Here is a 15125-nt window from a genome sequence, read left to right as displayed (position 1 = left end):
CCGCTGATCGGAACTAGATTTCATTCAGTGCCGGACGGCATTCATGTTTCACCTGCACAGGATGGAATCGATCATGAAAAACAGGTTGCTGCGTGTTTTATTGCTGTTGAAAGTGATGGTCCTGCTGTCCCTCGGCACCGCGGCGGCCTGGGCCGAGTGCGAGGATCATGATTCCCAGGCCTTTAACGGGCAGGTGGGGCATAGCGGGCTGATGCTCGCCAAGTCCGAGTCCGAGCCGGGTGATCAGGGGCAGGGTGGCACTGCGGATGACGATGATTCGATGACAGACGAGCCGGACTCTGATGATCCGGATGAAGGCGACAGCCAGACGTAGATTGCAGGCAAAGAAAAACCCCGTCTGCCTCGACTCATGAGTCGTCGAGGTAGAAGGGGTTTGCTCGGTACGCCATCGCTGAATCAACACATCCCCTGAGGGAGCGGGCAAGCCCGCTCCCACAGGGTTTTGCATGTTTCGCGCAAATGCTTACGCCGCGCCGTCGAGGAACTGCTCGGCGTAGTGGCAAGCCACCTGCCGATTGTCGAGCAAGCGCAATGCCGGCTCTTCCGTGCTGCAACGCTCGGTCGCGTACGGGCAGCGCTTGTGGAAAGCGCAGCCCGGTGGCGGGTTCAGCGGGTTGGGCAGTTCGCCGACGATCTTGATTTTCGGCTTGTTCGGGTCCGGGTGAATGGTCGGGGTCGCCGACAGCAACGCTTGGGTGTACGGGTGCAGAGGGCGTTCGTAGATGTCGTTCTTCGGGCCCATTTCCACCGGGCGACCGAGGTACATCACCATCACGTCATCGGCCACGTGTTGCACCACCGCAAGGTTGTGCGAGATGAACACGTAAGCGGTGTTGAACTCCTGCTGCAGATCCATGAACAGGTTCAACACCTGCGCCTGAATCGACACGTCGAGCGCCGAGGTGGGTTCGTCCGCCACCAGCACTTTCGGTTGCAGCATCATCGCCCGAGCCAATGCAATACGCTGGCGCTGCCCCCCGGAGAACATGTGCGGATAACGCTGGTAGTGCTCGGGACGCAAGCCGACCTGCTTCATCATCGCCTGGACTTTCTCGCGACGTTCGGCAGCGGACAGGTTGGTGTTGATCAACAGCGGTTCGGCCAGTTGATCACCGACTTTCTGCCGTGGGTTCAACGAGGCGTACGGGCTCTGGAAGACCATCTGCACGTCTTTGCGCAGTTGCTTGCGCTGAGCCTTGTCGGCGCCGGCAACTTCCTGGCCGGCGATTTTCAACGAGCCGGACGACGGCTCCTCAATCAGGGTCAGGGCACGCGCCAAAGTGGATTTGCCGCAACCCGACTCGCCTACAACCGCGAGAGTCTTGCCGGCTTCCAGTTCAAATGACACGCCGTTGAGTGCGCGCACGGTCGCATGGCCCTTGAACAGGCCACGGGAGACTTCGTAGTGACGGGTCAGGTCGCGGGCGGTAAGTACGACGGCCATTACGCCACCTCCTGGTTCAGCGGGTAGAAGCAGCGGGCGAGGCTGTGGCTTTTCGGATCAAGGGCAGGACGCTGCGCGCGGCAGCTTTCCTGCACGTACGGGCAGCGCGGCGACAACAGGCAACCCTGCGGACGGTCGTAACGGCCGGGAACGATGCCTGGCAGTGTCGCCAGACGGTCAGCACCCTGGCTGTGTTCCGGAATCGCCTTGAGCAGCGCTTCGCTGTAGGGGTGCGCCGGGATGTCGAACAGCTGCGGCACCTGACCGACTTCAACAGCCTGGCCGGCGTACATCACGCACACACGTTGGGCGGTTTCAGCGACGACGGCGAGGTCGTGAGTGATCAGCACCAGGCCCATGTTCTGCTCTTTTTGCAACGCCAGCAGCAGATCCATGATCTGCGCCTGAATCGTCACGTCGAGTGCAGTGGTCGGCTCATCCGCGATCAGCAATTTCGGCTCGCCGGCAATCGCCATGGCGATTGCCACGCGCTGGCTCATACCGCCGGACAGTTGATGCGGGTAGGCGTCCATACGGCTGGCCGCGCCCGGGATTTCAACTTTTTCCAGCAGTTCGATAGCGCGTTTGCGGGCTTGCTTGCTGGACATTTTCAGGTGCAGGCGCAGCACTTCTTCGATCTGGAAACCGACGGTGTAGCTCGGGTTGAGCGCGGTCATCGGGTCCTGAAAGACCATCGCCAGGTCTTTACCGACGATCTGCCGACGCTGACGGTTGCTCAGCTTGAGCATGTTCTTGCCATCGAAATTCAGCGCATCGGCGGTGACGATCCCCGGGTGTTCGATCAGGCCCATCAGCGCCATCATGGTCACGGATTTACCCGAACCGGACTCGCCCACGATGGCCAGCACTTCGCCCTTGTCGACGCTGATGTCGAGGCCATCGACCACCGGCACAGCGTTCTTGTCGCCGAAACGAACGTTGAGATTCTTGATTTCCAACAGTGACATTTGAATCTCCTCAGGCGGCATTCTTGAGTTTCGGGTCCAGCGCATCGCGCAGGCCGTCGCCCATCAGGTTGATTGCCAGCACGCTGAGCAAAATGGTCAAACCAGGCAGGCTCACCACCCACCAGGCGCGTTCGATGTAGTCGCGGGCCGAGGCCAGCATGGTGCCCCACTCAGGGGTTGGCGGTTGTACGCCAAGGCCGAGGAAGCCCAGGGCCGCGGCATCGAGAATCGCCGAAGAGAAACTCAAGGTCGCCTGAACGATCAGCGGTGCCATGCAGTTGGGCAGCACGGTGATGAACATCAGGCGTGGCAGACCGGCACCGGCCAGGCGCGCGGCGGTCACGTAGTCGCGGTTCAGTTCGCCCATCACCGCAGCGCGGGTCAGACGCACATACGACGGCAGGGACACCACAGCAATGGCGATCACGGTGTTGATCAGGCCAGGGCCGAGGATGGCGACAATCGCCACAGCCAGCAGCAAGGACGGCAGGGCCAGCATGATGTCCATCAGACGCATGATGGTCGGGCCAATCATCTTCGGGAAGAAACCGGCGAACAGACCGAGCAGAATCCCCGGGATCAGCGACATCACGACCGACGACAAGCCGATCAGCAACGACAGGCGCGAACCCTGGATCAGACGCGACAGCAGGTCACGGCCCAGTTCATCGGTGCCGAGCAAAAATTGCATCTGCCCGCCTTCAAGCCACGCCGGTGGCGTCAGCAGGAAGTCACGGTATTGCTCGCTCGGGTTATGCGGCGCCACCCAAGGGGCGAACAGCGCGCAGAAAATCACCAGCAACATGAACATCAGGCCGGCAACGGCACCTTTGTTCTTGGAAAACGCTTGCCAGAATTCTTTGTACGGGGACGGATACAGCAGGCTTTGATCGACTGCTACCGCTTGATTTTGAGTTGAAGCTGGAGTGGTCATGGTCATGATCTCAGCGCTGATGACGGATGCGTGGGTTGGCAAAGCCGTAGAGGATGTCCACCACGAAGTTGACCAGAATCACCAGGCAGGCGATTAACAGGATGCCGTTTTGCACGACCGGATAGTCCCGGGCGCCGATGGCTTCGATCAGCCATTTGCCGATGCCGGGCCAGGAGAAAATGGTTTCGGTCAGAACCGCACCGGCCAGCAGAGTACCGACTTGCAGACCTACAACCGTCAGCACCGGGATCAGTGCGTTGCGCAGACCGTGGACGAATACCACACGCGATGGCGACAGGCCTTTGGCCTTGGCGGTACGGATGTAGTCTTCGCGTAGCACTTCGAGCATCGACGAACGGGTCATCCGTGCGATAACGGCCAGCGGGATGGTGCCGAGCACGATGGCCGGCAGGATCAGGTGATGCAGGGCATCGAGGAATGCGCCCATGTCATCGGCCAGCAGCGTATCGATCAGCATGAAACCGGTGCGTGGCTCGATGTCGTAGAGCAGGTCGATCCGCCCGGATACTGGCGTCCAGCCCAGGCTCACCGAGAAGAACATGATCAGGATCAGGCCCCACCAGAAGATCGGCATCGAATAACCCGCGAGGGAGATGCCCATCACCCCATGGTCGAATAATGATCCTCGCTTGAGTGCCGCGATCACCCCGGCCAGAAGGCCCAGAATGCCGGCGAACAGCAGGGCGGCCATGGACAGTTCCAGGGTCGCCGGGAAGAGAGAGGTGAACTCGGTCCATACGCTCTCACGAGTACGCAGGGATTCGCCGAGATCGCCTTGGGCCAGTTTGCCGATGTAGTCCAGGTACTGGGCATACAACGGTTTGTTCAGACCTAGGCGTTCCATTGCCTGAGCGTGCATTTCGGGGTCGACCCGACGTTCGCCCATCATCACTTCCACGGGGTCGCCAGGAATCATGCGAATCAACGCGAAAGTCAGCAGGGTGATGCCGAAAAACGTGGGGATCAACAACCCCAGTCGGCGGGCAATAAAACTAAACATCTTGTGTGGTACCTCATCAGCCGGTTAGGCGTGCCCGGCTTCCCTGGGATCAGGGAGGCCGGGAGTTTCTTATCTACTTCACCTGGGTGGTGGCGAAGTTATTAGTTGTCAGGGGGCTGATGTGATAGCCCTCTACGTTGTTGCGCATTGCAGTAAACATACGGGTGTGGGCCATGCTGATCCACGGTTGATCCTGATTAAACAGCACTTGTGCCTGTTCGTAGAGCTTCGCGCGTTCGGCCGGATCTACTTTAGCCCGTGCTTCGTCGATCAGTGCCTGGAATTTCTCGTTGCACCAGCGCGCGTAGTTTTCGCCGTTCTTGGCGGCTTCGCAACTGAGCATCGGCGTCAGGAAGTTATCCGGGTCGCCGTTGTCGCCCGCCCAGCCAGCCGAGACCATGTCGTGCTCGCCGGCCTTGGCGCGTTTAAGCATTTCGCCCCATTCCATGACGCGGATGTCGATCTTGATTCCGACTTTCGCCAGGTCAGCCTGCATCATCTGCGCGCCCAGCATCGGGTTCGGGTTGGTCGGGCCGCCGCCGTTGCGGGTAAACAGGGTAAACACGGTGCCTTCCGGAACCCCGGCTTCCTTGAGCAGGGCGCGCGCCTTGTCGAGGTCACGTGGCGGGTTTTTCAGCTCGGTGTTGTACCCGAGCAAGGTGTCCGGGTACGGGTTGACCGCGACGGTCGCGTTGCCCTTGCCGAACAGCGCATTGACGTAAGCGGTTTTGTCGAAGGCGATGTCGATCGCCTTACGCACGCGCACGTCGCTCATGTATTTGTGCTGGGTGTTCATGGCGATGTACGAAACGGTCATCGCGTTCAGTTCATCAACCTTCAGATTGCTGTCTTTCTTGATGCTCGGGATGTCATCCGGTTTGGGATACAGCGCGATCTGGCACTCGTTGGCCTTGAGCTTTTGCAGGCGCACGTTGTTGTCGGTGGCGATTGCCAGAATCAACGCGTCGGCTGGCGGCTTGCCACGGAAGTACTCGGCGTTGGCCTTGAAGCGCACCTGCGCATCCTTGGCGTAGCGCTGGAAGACGAACGGGCCGGTGCCGACCGGCTTGTTGTTGAGGTCGCCGGTCTTGTTGGCCTTGAGCAACTGATCGGCGTACTCGGCGGAGTAGATCGCGGTGAACGGCATGGCCACGTCGGCCAGGAACGGTGCTTCGCGGCGGGTCAGGGTGAACTTGACGGTGTAGTCGTCGACCTTTTCCACGTTCTTGAGCAGTTCCTTGAAGCCCATGCTTTCAAAGTACGGGAAGCCCACGCTCGACAGTTTGTGCCAAGGGTGATTCGGGTCCAGCTGACGCTGGAAGCTCCAAAGCACATCGTCGGCATTCATGTCACGGGTCGGCTTGAAGTATTCGGTGGTGTGAAACTTGACGCCTTTGCGCAGGTGGAACGTGTACGTCAGACCGTCATCGCTGATTTCCCAGGAGTCGGCCAGTGCCGGTACCAATTCGGTGGTGCCAGGCTTGAAGTCGACCAGACGGTTGAAGATCGTTTCGGCCACCGCATCGGCAGTGACTGCAGTTGTGTACTGGACCATGTCGAAGCCTTCCGGGCTGGCTTCGGTGCAGACCACCAAGGGTTTGGCCGAGACGCCGATGGCGGCGCTCAACAACGCGGCAGCGACGGCCGCACGTAGGGGAAGCATTCTCATCGATAACCCTCTGCAATCGGTTGAAGACAAAAAACCGAGCGGCCGACTCATCATGAGTCAGCCGTCGGTTGGCGTTTTTTACAGGATGTTGAATGGAATCGTGGTCACGAGACGGAACTCGTTGATGCTGCCGTCAGCCTGGTTTTCACTGGCGCGGTGGGTGGTGTAGGTCGCGCGAATAGTGGTGGCCTTGAGCGGGCCGCTTTGCACGGCATACGAGGAGCCGACGCCGTATTCGTAATGGTGTTCGCCGTCCATGTTGCGCACGTCGTAAGCGGTACCGACGTAGTGAGTACCGTCGATGCCCCAGCCGCGAGCGCTATAGGCGTTGAACTTCAGGCCAGGAATGCCGTACTCGGCCATGTTGATGCCGTAGGCGATCTGGAAGGACTTCTCGTTCGGTCCGTTGAAGTCCGACAGCAGGGAGTTGGCCAGGTAGATGCCGTTGGTTTCGTGCAGGTAGTCGAAGTACTCGTTACCGTTCACTTCCTGATACGAGAAGGTCAGGCTGTGCGCCTGGTGAGTCAGACCGAACGACAGCGAGTAGGTGTCGTTGTCGATCTGGCCCATCAACCTTTTGCCTTCGTCGACGGTCTTGTAGTAGTTCAGGCCGGTGGTCAGGCTCAGTACCGAGCTGTCGCCCAGTTCGTGAGTGGCGCCGAAGTAGTACTGGTTCCAGAAGTCTTCAGCCTGGGTTGCGTAGAGGCTGGTTTTCAGGCTCTTGAGCGGCTGATAGTTCACGCCGGCAGTGTTGACGTGGTCGGTTTCAACACCGGTGTTGCTGTATTCGGTGCGGAATTTCGACAGGCTCTGCTCGGTACGTGGCGACACGCGGTCGAACGTGGCGAGGTCGAACGACAGGTTGTCGAATTCTTCACTGTGGATCGCCACACCTTCAAAGCTCGAAGGCAGCGGACGGTTGCCGATGACGTCGACGATCGGGCTGCTGAAGTTCATGCGGCCGGCGGTCAGGGTGGTGTTGGAGATACGCGCCTTGACGTTGGCCAGGCCGAGTTTGCTCCACTGATCTACAGCGTCGCCATTGGAGTGGGCGAGGGTACGGTTGGAACCGCCCTTGATGTCCTCACGGCTGCGATCCAGTGCGATGGCGTTGTATGCCGCCACTTCGGTGCTGAAACCCACGGTGCCTTGGGTGAAGCCCGAGGTGTAGTTCAGGATGGTGCCCTGAACCCAGTTGATCCGGCGCGAGCCGGTCAGGGTTTCGCCATGACGCTCGTAGTTGAAGGTGCCGCCGCGCTTTTTCTCTTCGTTGGCGTACCAGTTACGGGTCGAACCCGACAGGCTTTGGCCATCGATGAAGCCTTTGGCTTCGGATTGGGCGCTGGTGCTGGCCAGTTGCGTCGGGATGAAGTCCTGGCTAACGCTTTCGGCATGGGCCCCGGCGGTGATGCTGCTGATGGCCAGGGCCAGTATCGCGGTGCTGCTCAGTTTCATGGGTGAAGCTCCTTTACTTTCTTTTTATGCCGGCTTTTTTGGGTTGGCCGGTTATTGGTTTAGAACTCGTTCACACATCGCAAACGTTTGCAAAAAGCCTTATTGGCGAATTTAGGCAAAGCGCTTGCGTGAGGGGGGTAGACAGTCCCCCTCAGCGTTGCGGCTAATCGGTTGGGTTAATCGATACTGACACCCGAGAACACGTTGCGGCCGAAGGGGCTCACCTTGAACCCTTCAACCCGTGTGCTTAACGGCTGGTTGACCGTCGAGTGGGCGACAGGCGTGATCGGCACTTGCTGTTTAAGCAACTGCTGAGCCTGTTTATAGAGCACGGTGCGCTGGTCGCGATCGGTGACGACCTTGGCTTCCTTGATCAGCTTGTCGTAAGCCGGATCGCACCACATGGAGTAGTTGTTGCCGCCAATGGCGTCGCAGCTGTACAGCGTGCCGAGCCAGTTGTCCGGGTCCCCGTTGTCGCCGGTCCAGCCGATCAGGCTGATGTCATGCTCACCATTCTTGGTGCGCTTGATGTACTCGCCCCATTCATAGCTGACGATTTTCACTTTCAGACCGATCTTGGCCCAGTCGGCCTGAAGCATTTCGGCCATCAGCTTGGCGTTCGGGTTGTACGGACGTTGAACCGGCATTGCCCACAGGGTGATCTCGGTGCCTTCCTTCACGCCGGCAGCCTTGAGCAGTTCTTTGGCTTTTTCCGGGTTGAAGGCGGCGTCCTTGATGGTGTCGTCGTAGGACCATTGCGTCGGTGGCATGGCGTTGACGGCCAGTTGGCCGGCGCCTTGATAAACAGCGTTGAGAATCCCTTGTTTATTCACCGCCATGTCCAGCGCCTGACGCACTTCGAGCTGGTCGAACGGTTTGTGGCGCACGTTATAGGCGATGTAGCCGAGGTTGAAACCTGGCTTGGAGATCAGTTGCAGCTTCGGATCGGCCTTCAGTGCTTCAACATCGGCCGGGCGCGGATGCAGGGTGATCTGGCATTCGCCGGCCTTGAGTTTTTGCACGCGCACCGAGGCGTCGGTGTTGATCGCGAAGATCAGGTTTTTCAGTTTTACCCGGCTCGGATCCCAGTACTGCGGGTTGCCGGTGTAACGGATGTTCGAGTCTTTCTGATAGCTCTTGAACACGAACGGCCCGGTACCGATCGGCTTCTGGTTGATGTCGCTCGGCTTGCCTTCGGCCATCAGCTTGTCGGCGTATTCGGCGGACAGGATCGCGGCGAAACTCATGGCGATGTTCTGGATGAACGCGGCGTCAACGCTGTTGAGCGTGAACTCCACGGTCAGCGGCCCGGTCTTCTCGACCTTGGCAATGTTCTTGTTCAGGCTCATCCCGTTGAAATACGGGAACTCGGTCGGATAAGCCTTACGGAATGGCTGTTGCGCATCAAGCATGCGATTAAACGTGAACAGCACGTCGTCGGCGTTGAAATCGCGGGTTGGCTTGAAATAAGGCGTTGTATGAAATTTCACACCTTCACGCAGGTGAAAGGTGTACTTGAGGCCGTCCTCGGAAATATCCCACTGGGTAGCCAGGCCCGGTACGACATTGGTCGCGCCTTTTTCGAACTCTACCAAGCGGTTGTACAGCGGCTCTGCAGCGTCGTTATCGGTGGCCGTCGTGTATTGCGCAGTATCAAAACCTGCCGGGCTGCCTTCGGAGCAAAACACCAGACTATCGCTGGCGGCGTGGCTGGCGGACGTGGCGGCCAACAGGCCGGCGCCCAGCAGTGCGGAAAAAACCAAGGTATGGCGCATGACGCTCCCTCTTTATTAGTGTTGTTTCGATGCGCCGCGGTCCCGTCCAGGGACGTTGTGGCTGCATCAAGCTCAAACCAGTACGAACAGCAAAACCGTTAGCCCACACAGGCACTGGTCAGAACCCGACGGTAGGGGCCGTGGATCTGGCAGTAAATGCGTTGAGTCCTAAAGACTCGTAGGAAATGGCAACACATTCTGTATCTCCCTGGTAAAGCAGGACGGAAACAGATGTAGGCAAATTCCTAACTAATCGGCAGAAAAAACAGCGGCGACGCTGAAATCGTCGCCGCTGCCTTTTTTACTTGCTGACGCTGACGCCGTAGAAGGAGTTCAGGCCGAATGGGCTGATCTTGAAGTCCTGCACGTTGGCGCGCATGGGTTGATACACCGTCGAGTGAGCGATAGGTGTCATTGGGACTGCATCTTTGAGGACGTGTTGCGCCTGTTTGTACAGTTCGGTGCGCTTGCCCTGGTCTGTCGTGCGCTTGGCTTCTTTGACGAGGCCATCAAATTTCTTGTCGCACCACTTGGAGAAGTTGTTGCCGCTAAGCGAGTCGCAACCAAACAACACGTTCAGCCAGTTGTCCGGATCACCATTGTCACCGCTCCAGCCAATGATCATGGCCTGGTTCTCACCACCTTTGGAACGCTTGATGTACTCGCCCCATTCGTAGCTGGTGATCTTCACTTTCAAGCCGATCTTGGCCCAGTCGGACTGGAGCATTTCAGCCATCAGCTTGGCGTTCGGGTTGTACGGACGCTGAACCGGCATCGCCCACAGGACGATTTCGGTACCTTCCTTGACGCCGGCTTCCTTGAGCAGCTGCTTGGCTTTCTCAGGGTCGTACTTGGCGTCCTTGATGGTGGTGTCGTAAGACCACTGGGTCGGCGGCATGGCGTTGACGGCCAGTTGGCCCGCACCCTGATAAACCGAATCAATGATCTGCGGCTTGTTGACGGCCATGTCCAGGGCCTGACGAACGCGCAGGTCAGCCAGAGGGTTTTTCTCGTCGCTGCCTTTGACCTTGTCCATCACGTTGTATGCGATGTAGCCCAGGTTGAAACCGGCCTGGTCAGGCATCTTCAGCGATTTGTCTTCTTTCAGCGCTTTCAGATCGGCTGGACGCGGGAACAGGGTGACCTGGCACTCGTTCTTTTTCAGCTTCTGAATACGTACCGACGGGTCGGTGGTGATGGCGAAGATCAGGTTGTCGATCTTCACGTCTTCAGGCTTCCAGTAATCCTTGTTGCCGGTGTAACGGATGTTGGAATCTTTCTGGTAGCTCTTGAACACGAACGGACCAGTGCCGATCGGCTTCTGGTTGATGTCGGCAGGCTTGCCATCCTTGAGGAGCTGGGCTGCGTACTCGGCGGACTGCACCGAGGCGAAGCTCATGGCCATGTTCTGGATGAACGCGGCATCAACTTCCTTGAGGGTGAACTTGACGGTGTGGTCGTCGACTTTATCGATCTTGGTGATGTTGGTGTCCATCCCCATGTCGGTGAAGTACGGGAATTCGGTCGGGTACGCCTTACGGAACGGGTCATCCTTGTTAATCATGCGATTAAAGGTGAACAGCACGTCGTCGGCGTTGAACTCGCGGGTCGGCTTGAAGTACGGGGTGGTGTGGAACTTGACGCCTTCACGCAGGTGGAAGGTGTAAGTCAGGCCATCATCGGAAATGTCCCACTTGGTCGCCAGGCCAGGAATCACGGCGGTGCCGCCGCGCTCGAACTGGGTCAGGCGGTTGAACATGGTTTCGGCAGAGGCGTCGAAGTCTGTTCCGGTGGTGTACTGGCCTGGATCAAAACCGGCCGGGCTCCCTTCGGAGCAGAACACCAGGTTAGTCGCAGCGGATGCGAAAGGTGCGGAGGCTAACAAGCCTGCGCCGACTAAAAACGGAATGACCGCGTGTTTAAGCATGTTGGCCTCATGATTTGTTGTCATTTTTTGATTTGAGGTACGACCTCGTGAGTCGTGCCTGCGGATACTTATGCAGGCGCCATACCCAATGCAAGATCCAGAGCGGTCGGCGGCCTCAAACGGTGGCACGAACGTACCTTAATGTCGCATCTGTATAACTTTTGACGCATTTGACCGTTTGCGAGTGGTTTTTACGGTGCAAATCAAGCCCCAAAATGGTGCGTTGGTCACGTTGTGCGCGCCGCCTTGGGGCTTGGTGTTACTTATTTATACCCACGCCATAGAACGGGGTTAGACCGAACGGGCTGATACGGAAGTCGGTGACTTCCTTGCGCAGCGGCTGGAACACCGTGGAGTTGGCAATCGGGGTAATCGGCACCTGCTGTTTAAGGATCAGTTGCGCCTGTTGATACAGTTGTACCCGTTGTGTTTTGTCGGTGGACACCTTGGCCTGCTGTACCCGTTTGTCGTAGGCCGGGTCGCACCATTTGGCGTAGTTGCTGCCCTTGACTGCCGCGCAGCTGTACAGCACGCCGAGCCAGTTGTCTGGGTCGCCGTTGTCACCGGTCCAGCCATAGATCATTGCGTCATGTTCGCCATTTTTGGCGCGTTTGATGTACTCGCCCCATTCATAGCTGACGATGTTGGCCTTGATGCCGATCTTGTCCCAATCCTGCTGAATCATCTGCGCCGACATCCGTGCATTCGGGTTCGAGGCGCGCTGCACGGTCATTGCCCACAGGTTGATGGTTGTACCCGGTGCAACCCCGGCTTCTTTCAGTAGCGCCCTGGCTTTTGCCGGGTCGTGCGGCGCGTCTTTTATGTTCGGGTCGAATGACCATTGCGCGGGTGGCAAGGCGTTCTGGGCCAACTGGCCGGCGCTTTGATAAACGGCTTTGATGATCGCCGGTTTATCGATGGCCATGTCCAGGGCCTGGCGCACCTTGAGCTGATCCAGAGGCGGGTGCGTGGTGTTATACGCGAGGAACCCGAGGTTGAAACCGGCCTGTTTCAGCACGCGCAGGTTCGGGTCTTTTTCCATCACTTCAATGTCGGCCGGGCGCGGGTAGCCGCTGACCTGGCATTCGCCTGTCTTGAGTTTTTGCAGGCGCACGGCGGCGTCCGGGGTGATCGAGAAGATCAGGTTGTCGATCTTCACATCCTCGGGTTTCCAGTAGGCCGTGTTAGCGGTGTAGCGGATTTGTGAATCCTTTTGATAGCGCTTGAACACGAACGGGCCGGTGCCGATCGGTTTCTGGTTGAGGTCGGCGGCTTTGCCTTCCTTCAACAGTTGCGCGGCGTATTCGGCCGATTGCACCGAGGCGAAACTCATGGCGAGGTTTTGCACGAACGCGGCGTCGACGTTGTTGAGGTTGAAGCGCACGGTTTGCCCGTCGATTTTTTCGACCGATTTGATCGTGGTGTTCAGGCCCATGTCGGTGAAGTACGGGGATTCGGCGGGGTAGGCCTTGCGGAAAGCGTTTTGCGGGTCGAGCAGGCGCTGGAAGGTGAACAGGACGTCATCGGCGTTGAAGTCGCGGGTCGGGGTGAAGTATTGCGTGGTGTGGAATTTCACGCCCTGGCGCAGGTGGAAGGTGTATTGGAGTCCGTCGCTGGAGACGTCCCATTTTGTTGCCAGGCCCGGTTCGATGTCGGTGCCACCGCGCTGGAATTGGGTGAGGCGGTTGAAGACGGTTTCGGCGGAGGCGTCGAAGTCGGTGCCGCTGGTGTATTGGCTGGGGTCGAAGCCTGCGGGGCTGGCTTCGGAGCAGTAGACCAATGTTGTGGCTGCGTTTGCCAGGGGGGCGGTTGTGGCCAGGGCCAGCGAGATCAAGAGCGGTTTGAGGGTGGATCTTGGCATGGAGTCCCCGGGGGTATGGAGGTGGTTTTGGGTTGAGATTAGCGGGGAATTGTGGGGTTTCGGAAATATCGTTTTTCTTGGGGGAGTGTCTATCTCGGTATATGTGGCGGCTTTTGTTGTGGGTATATCCGTTGCTGCGGTCATGGCGGCTTAGGGTTCCGCCCTTACGGCGGGTCACTTTTTCCAGACGCCGAAAAAGTAACCAAAAAGGCTTGCTCCTGCGTGCGGCCCGCTCGCTGGGGCTCGGGGTTCCTTCGCTCCAGGATCGATCCGGGCGCAGCGTCTCCGGTTTGCTTCGCTGCACCTCCTTTCGCTGTGTTTGGCTTCGCCAAACGGTCGCTGCGCTCCCACCCCCGGATCAATCCCTCCGCTCAGCCTTCCGACGTCGCCCGTGGATCAAGATCAAAAGCTGCTGCCGAGCTAACGCTCATCCTGTTGAGTGGGGCGGACTTCGCCGCGTGCGGGTTGTACCTGTTTCCTCTGTAGGAACTGCCGCAGGCTGCGATCTTTTGATCTGGCTTTTGCTTTCTGTGGGAGCTGGCTTGCCAGCGATGGCGGCCTGACAGCCGACCAATTTCTGGCAGGTGTACTCGGTTGAAACTGTGGGAGCGGGCTTGCTCGTGAAGAGGCCCACACAGTCACCCGGTTACTTTGCTGTGTTTAGACACGTGTGAAATCACCAGAACCTTCCCACAAGGTTTTCAGGTTGTCCGTCGGACGCTCGCTCTCTAGGCTTGGGTTGTCGCAGAAGACTCTGCGATCGGGAGGTGAGATTCCCGGTTATTGAATTTGGAAACCTGCGAAAGCCGCTCCATATTCGCCGCCAGTTCACGCTGTCAGCAGTTCTTTATGGCGGCTATGTACGGGCGGACTTCGGTTCGGCCGGGTTGGTTTCCTTACCGGTAATCTCACTCCGTATATAGCTGCCACCTCGTTTCTCGAGTGAGATCGGAAATGAATGGCGGAGCTTGCGGTAAAATCGGGCGCTGGATCGGGTTGATCCACAAACCTGAGACCGCGTTATCGTTCATCGCGGGCAAGCCCGCTCCCACAGGGTTATGTGCCATGTTCAGCCACTGCGCAGAACCTGTGGGAGCTGGTTTGCCAGCGATGGCGGCAGCTCAACCAACACAAATCCCGGGCACAAAAAAACCGGCGATCATTTGCTGATCGCCGGTTTTTCATTCAGCCCGAATCACATCACTGCATCAGCACTTCAATCGAGCCATCAGCGGTCATGCTCACCTGGCTAGTACCCGCTTCAACCTCAGGCGTCACCGGTGCCGAATCCATGCCGGCCGCTTTCATCATCATCGGCCCGCGCATGTACGGTTGTGGGTAACCGTTAGCGTTGAGGTTCAGGTTGACGATTTTGTAGCCCTTGCCGCCGAGGGCGTCGGTGGCCAGTTGCGCGCGGGCCTTGAAGGCGCTGACGGCTTCTTTGAGCAGCGCGTCTTCGCTGGATTTGCGGGTCGGGTTGGCGATGGCGAAGTCCATGCCGCCCATTTTCAGGTCGCCCAGCAGTTCGCCGGTGAGTTTGGACAGGGCGGCGAAGTCGGCGCTTTCCAGACGCAGTTCGGCGCGTTCACGCCAGCCGGTGATTTTCTGGCCCTTGGTGTCGTAGATCGGGTAGCTGTTGCGGCTGCCCTGGCGCAGGGTGATGTCTTTGACTTGCTTGGCCTGGGCCAGTGCCTTGTTCATGGTGGTGCTGACGTCGGCGGCGAGCTTGGCCGGGTCGGTGTTTTGCTCTTCGGTGTAGAGGGTCACGATCATCAGGTCGCGGGCGACTTCCTGGCTGACTTCGGCGCGCAGGGAAATCTGGTTGTAGTGCAACTCATCGGCGGCCAGGGCTGGAAGGCTGGCGACGCTGCCGACGGTCAGGGCGAGGAGGGCGGCGCTGCGGCGAAATGTATGCATGAAAGCTCCTTGATGAGGGCGCAGGTTCGTGGGCCTGCGTGAGACCATCAGACTCCAGAATGCAACGGCAAGTTGCAAGCCTCAAGCTGCAAGCTAAAAGCTTTTACTTGTAGCTTGCAGCTCAAAACTGGCA

At 58.5% G+C, this 15125-nt stretch carries 11 protein-coding genes; 1 reads left to right on the top strand and 10 read right to left on the bottom strand.

What is annotated here, in order from left to right:
• Positions 1–73 precede the first annotated feature (73 nt).
• On the top strand, positions 74–334 hold the full coding sequence (locus AB4P91_RS01140) for a hypothetical protein (protein WP_395604135.1): 261 nt from the start codon (positions 74–76) through the stop codon (positions 332–334).
• Between the two features lie 150 nt (positions 335–484).
• Here AB4P91_RS01140 and AB4P91_RS01135 read toward each other — a convergent pair whose 3' ends face one another.
• The 10 genes from AB4P91_RS01135 to AB4P91_RS01090 form a co-directional block, all read right to left on the bottom strand.
• A complete protein-coding gene (locus AB4P91_RS01135; RefSeq protein ID WP_042557623.1) occupies positions 485–1465 on the bottom strand; it encodes a peptide ABC transporter ATP-binding protein in 981 nt (326 codons plus the stop codon).
• Positions 1465–2433: an ABC transporter ATP-binding protein gene (locus AB4P91_RS01130; RefSeq protein WP_150595071.1), complete on the bottom strand. Its 969-nt coding sequence runs from the start codon at positions 2431–2433 to the stop codon at positions 1465–1467. Before AB4P91_RS01130 ends, AB4P91_RS01135 begins: the two co-directional genes overlap by 1 nt.
• A 10-nt stretch (positions 2434–2443) precedes the next feature.
• Positions 2444–3373: an ABC transporter permease subunit gene (locus AB4P91_RS01125; protein ID WP_390896398.1), complete on the bottom strand. Its 930-nt coding sequence runs from the start codon at positions 3371–3373 to the stop codon at positions 2444–2446.
• 4 nt (positions 3374–3377) lie between these two features.
• Entirely contained in the window at positions 3378–4388 is a 1011-nt protein-coding gene (locus AB4P91_RS01120; RefSeq protein WP_042557626.1) for an ABC transporter permease subunit, read from the bottom strand.
• A gap of 73 nt (positions 4389–4461) precedes the next feature.
• Positions 4462–6057 carry an ABC transporter substrate-binding protein gene (locus tag AB4P91_RS01115; RefSeq protein WP_150688506.1) on the bottom strand — a complete coding sequence of 532 codons (1596 nt, stop codon included), beginning with the start codon at positions 6055–6057 and terminating at the stop codon, positions 4462–4464.
• Between the two features lie 78 nt (positions 6058–6135).
• The gene (locus AB4P91_RS01110; RefSeq protein WP_150595069.1) at positions 6136–7512 is read right to left on the bottom strand and encodes an OprD family porin; all 1377 of its coding nucleotides are present in this window, start codon (positions 7510–7512) and stop codon (positions 6136–6138) included.
• 176 nt (positions 7513–7688) lie between these two features.
• Positions 7689–9287: an ABC transporter substrate-binding protein gene (locus AB4P91_RS01105; RefSeq protein ID WP_150595068.1), complete on the bottom strand. Its 1599-nt coding sequence runs from the start codon at positions 9285–9287 to the stop codon at positions 7689–7691.
• A 301-nt stretch (positions 9288–9588) separates the two neighbouring features.
• Positions 9589–11214 (bottom strand): ABC transporter substrate-binding protein, encoded by a 1626-nt coding sequence (locus AB4P91_RS01100; RefSeq protein ID WP_150595067.1) that lies wholly within the window; start codon positions 11212–11214, stop codon positions 9589–9591.
• A gap of 259 nt (positions 11215–11473) precedes the next feature.
• Positions 11474–13075 (bottom strand): ABC transporter substrate-binding protein, encoded by a 1602-nt coding sequence (locus AB4P91_RS01095; protein ID WP_395604134.1) that lies wholly within the window; start codon positions 13073–13075, stop codon positions 11474–11476.
• Between the two features lie 1200 nt (positions 13076–14275).
• Complete coding sequence (locus AB4P91_RS01090) at positions 14276–14992, bottom strand: SIMPL domain-containing protein (RefSeq protein WP_150595065.1); 717 nt, start codon at positions 14990–14992, stop codon at positions 14276–14278.
• Positions 14993–15125: the final 133 nt, after the last annotated feature.

The sequence above is a fragment of the Pseudomonas sp. B21128 genome (genome assembly GCF_044218865.1).
In the GTDB taxonomy this organism is placed as follows: domain Bacteria; phylum Pseudomonadota; class Gammaproteobacteria; order Pseudomonadales; family Pseudomonadaceae; genus Aquipseudomonas; species Aquipseudomonas iridis.
This window is presented reverse-complemented; position numbering and strand designations above follow the sequence as displayed.

Excerpts from the sequence above, each read along its gene's own strand:
- AB4P91_RS01100 (WP_150595067.1), bottom strand. The coding sequence starts at position 11,214 with ATGCTTAAACACGCGGTCATTCCGTTTTTAGTCGGCGCAGGCTTGTTA.
- AB4P91_RS01115 (WP_150688506.1), bottom strand. The coding sequence starts at position 6,057 with ATGAGAATGCTTCCCCTACGTGCGGCCGTCGCTGCCGCGTTGTTGAGC.
- AB4P91_RS01125 (WP_390896398.1), bottom strand. The coding sequence starts at position 3,373 with ATGACCATGACCACTCCAGCTTCAACTCAAAATCAAGCGGTAGCAGTC.
- AB4P91_RS01130 (WP_150595071.1), bottom strand. The coding sequence starts at position 2,433 with ATGTCACTGTTGGAAATCAAGAATCTCAACGTTCGTTTCGGCGACAAG.
- AB4P91_RS01120 (WP_042557626.1), bottom strand. The coding sequence starts at position 4,388 with ATGTTTAGTTTTATTGCCCGCCGACTGGGGTTGTTGATCCCCACGTTT.
- AB4P91_RS01105 (WP_150595068.1), bottom strand. The coding sequence starts at position 9,287 with ATGCGCCATACCTTGGTTTTTTCCGCACTGCTGGGCGCCGGCCTGTTG.
- AB4P91_RS01090 (WP_150595065.1), bottom strand. The coding sequence starts at position 14,992 with ATGCATACATTTCGCCGCAGCGCCGCCCTCCTCGCCCTGACCGTCGGC.
- AB4P91_RS01135 (WP_042557623.1), bottom strand. The coding sequence starts at position 1,465 with ATGGCCGTCGTACTTACCGCCCGCGACCTGACCCGTCACTACGAAGTC.
- AB4P91_RS01110 (WP_150595069.1), bottom strand. The coding sequence starts at position 7,512 with ATGAAACTGAGCAGCACCGCGATACTGGCCCTGGCCATCAGCAGCATC.
- AB4P91_RS01140 (WP_395604135.1), top strand. The coding sequence starts at position 74 with ATGAAAAACAGGTTGCTGCGTGTTTTATTGCTGTTGAAAGTGATGGTC.
- AB4P91_RS01095 (WP_395604134.1), bottom strand. The coding sequence starts at position 13,075 with ATGCCAAGATCCACCCTCAAACCGCTCTTGATCTCGCTGGCCCTGGCC.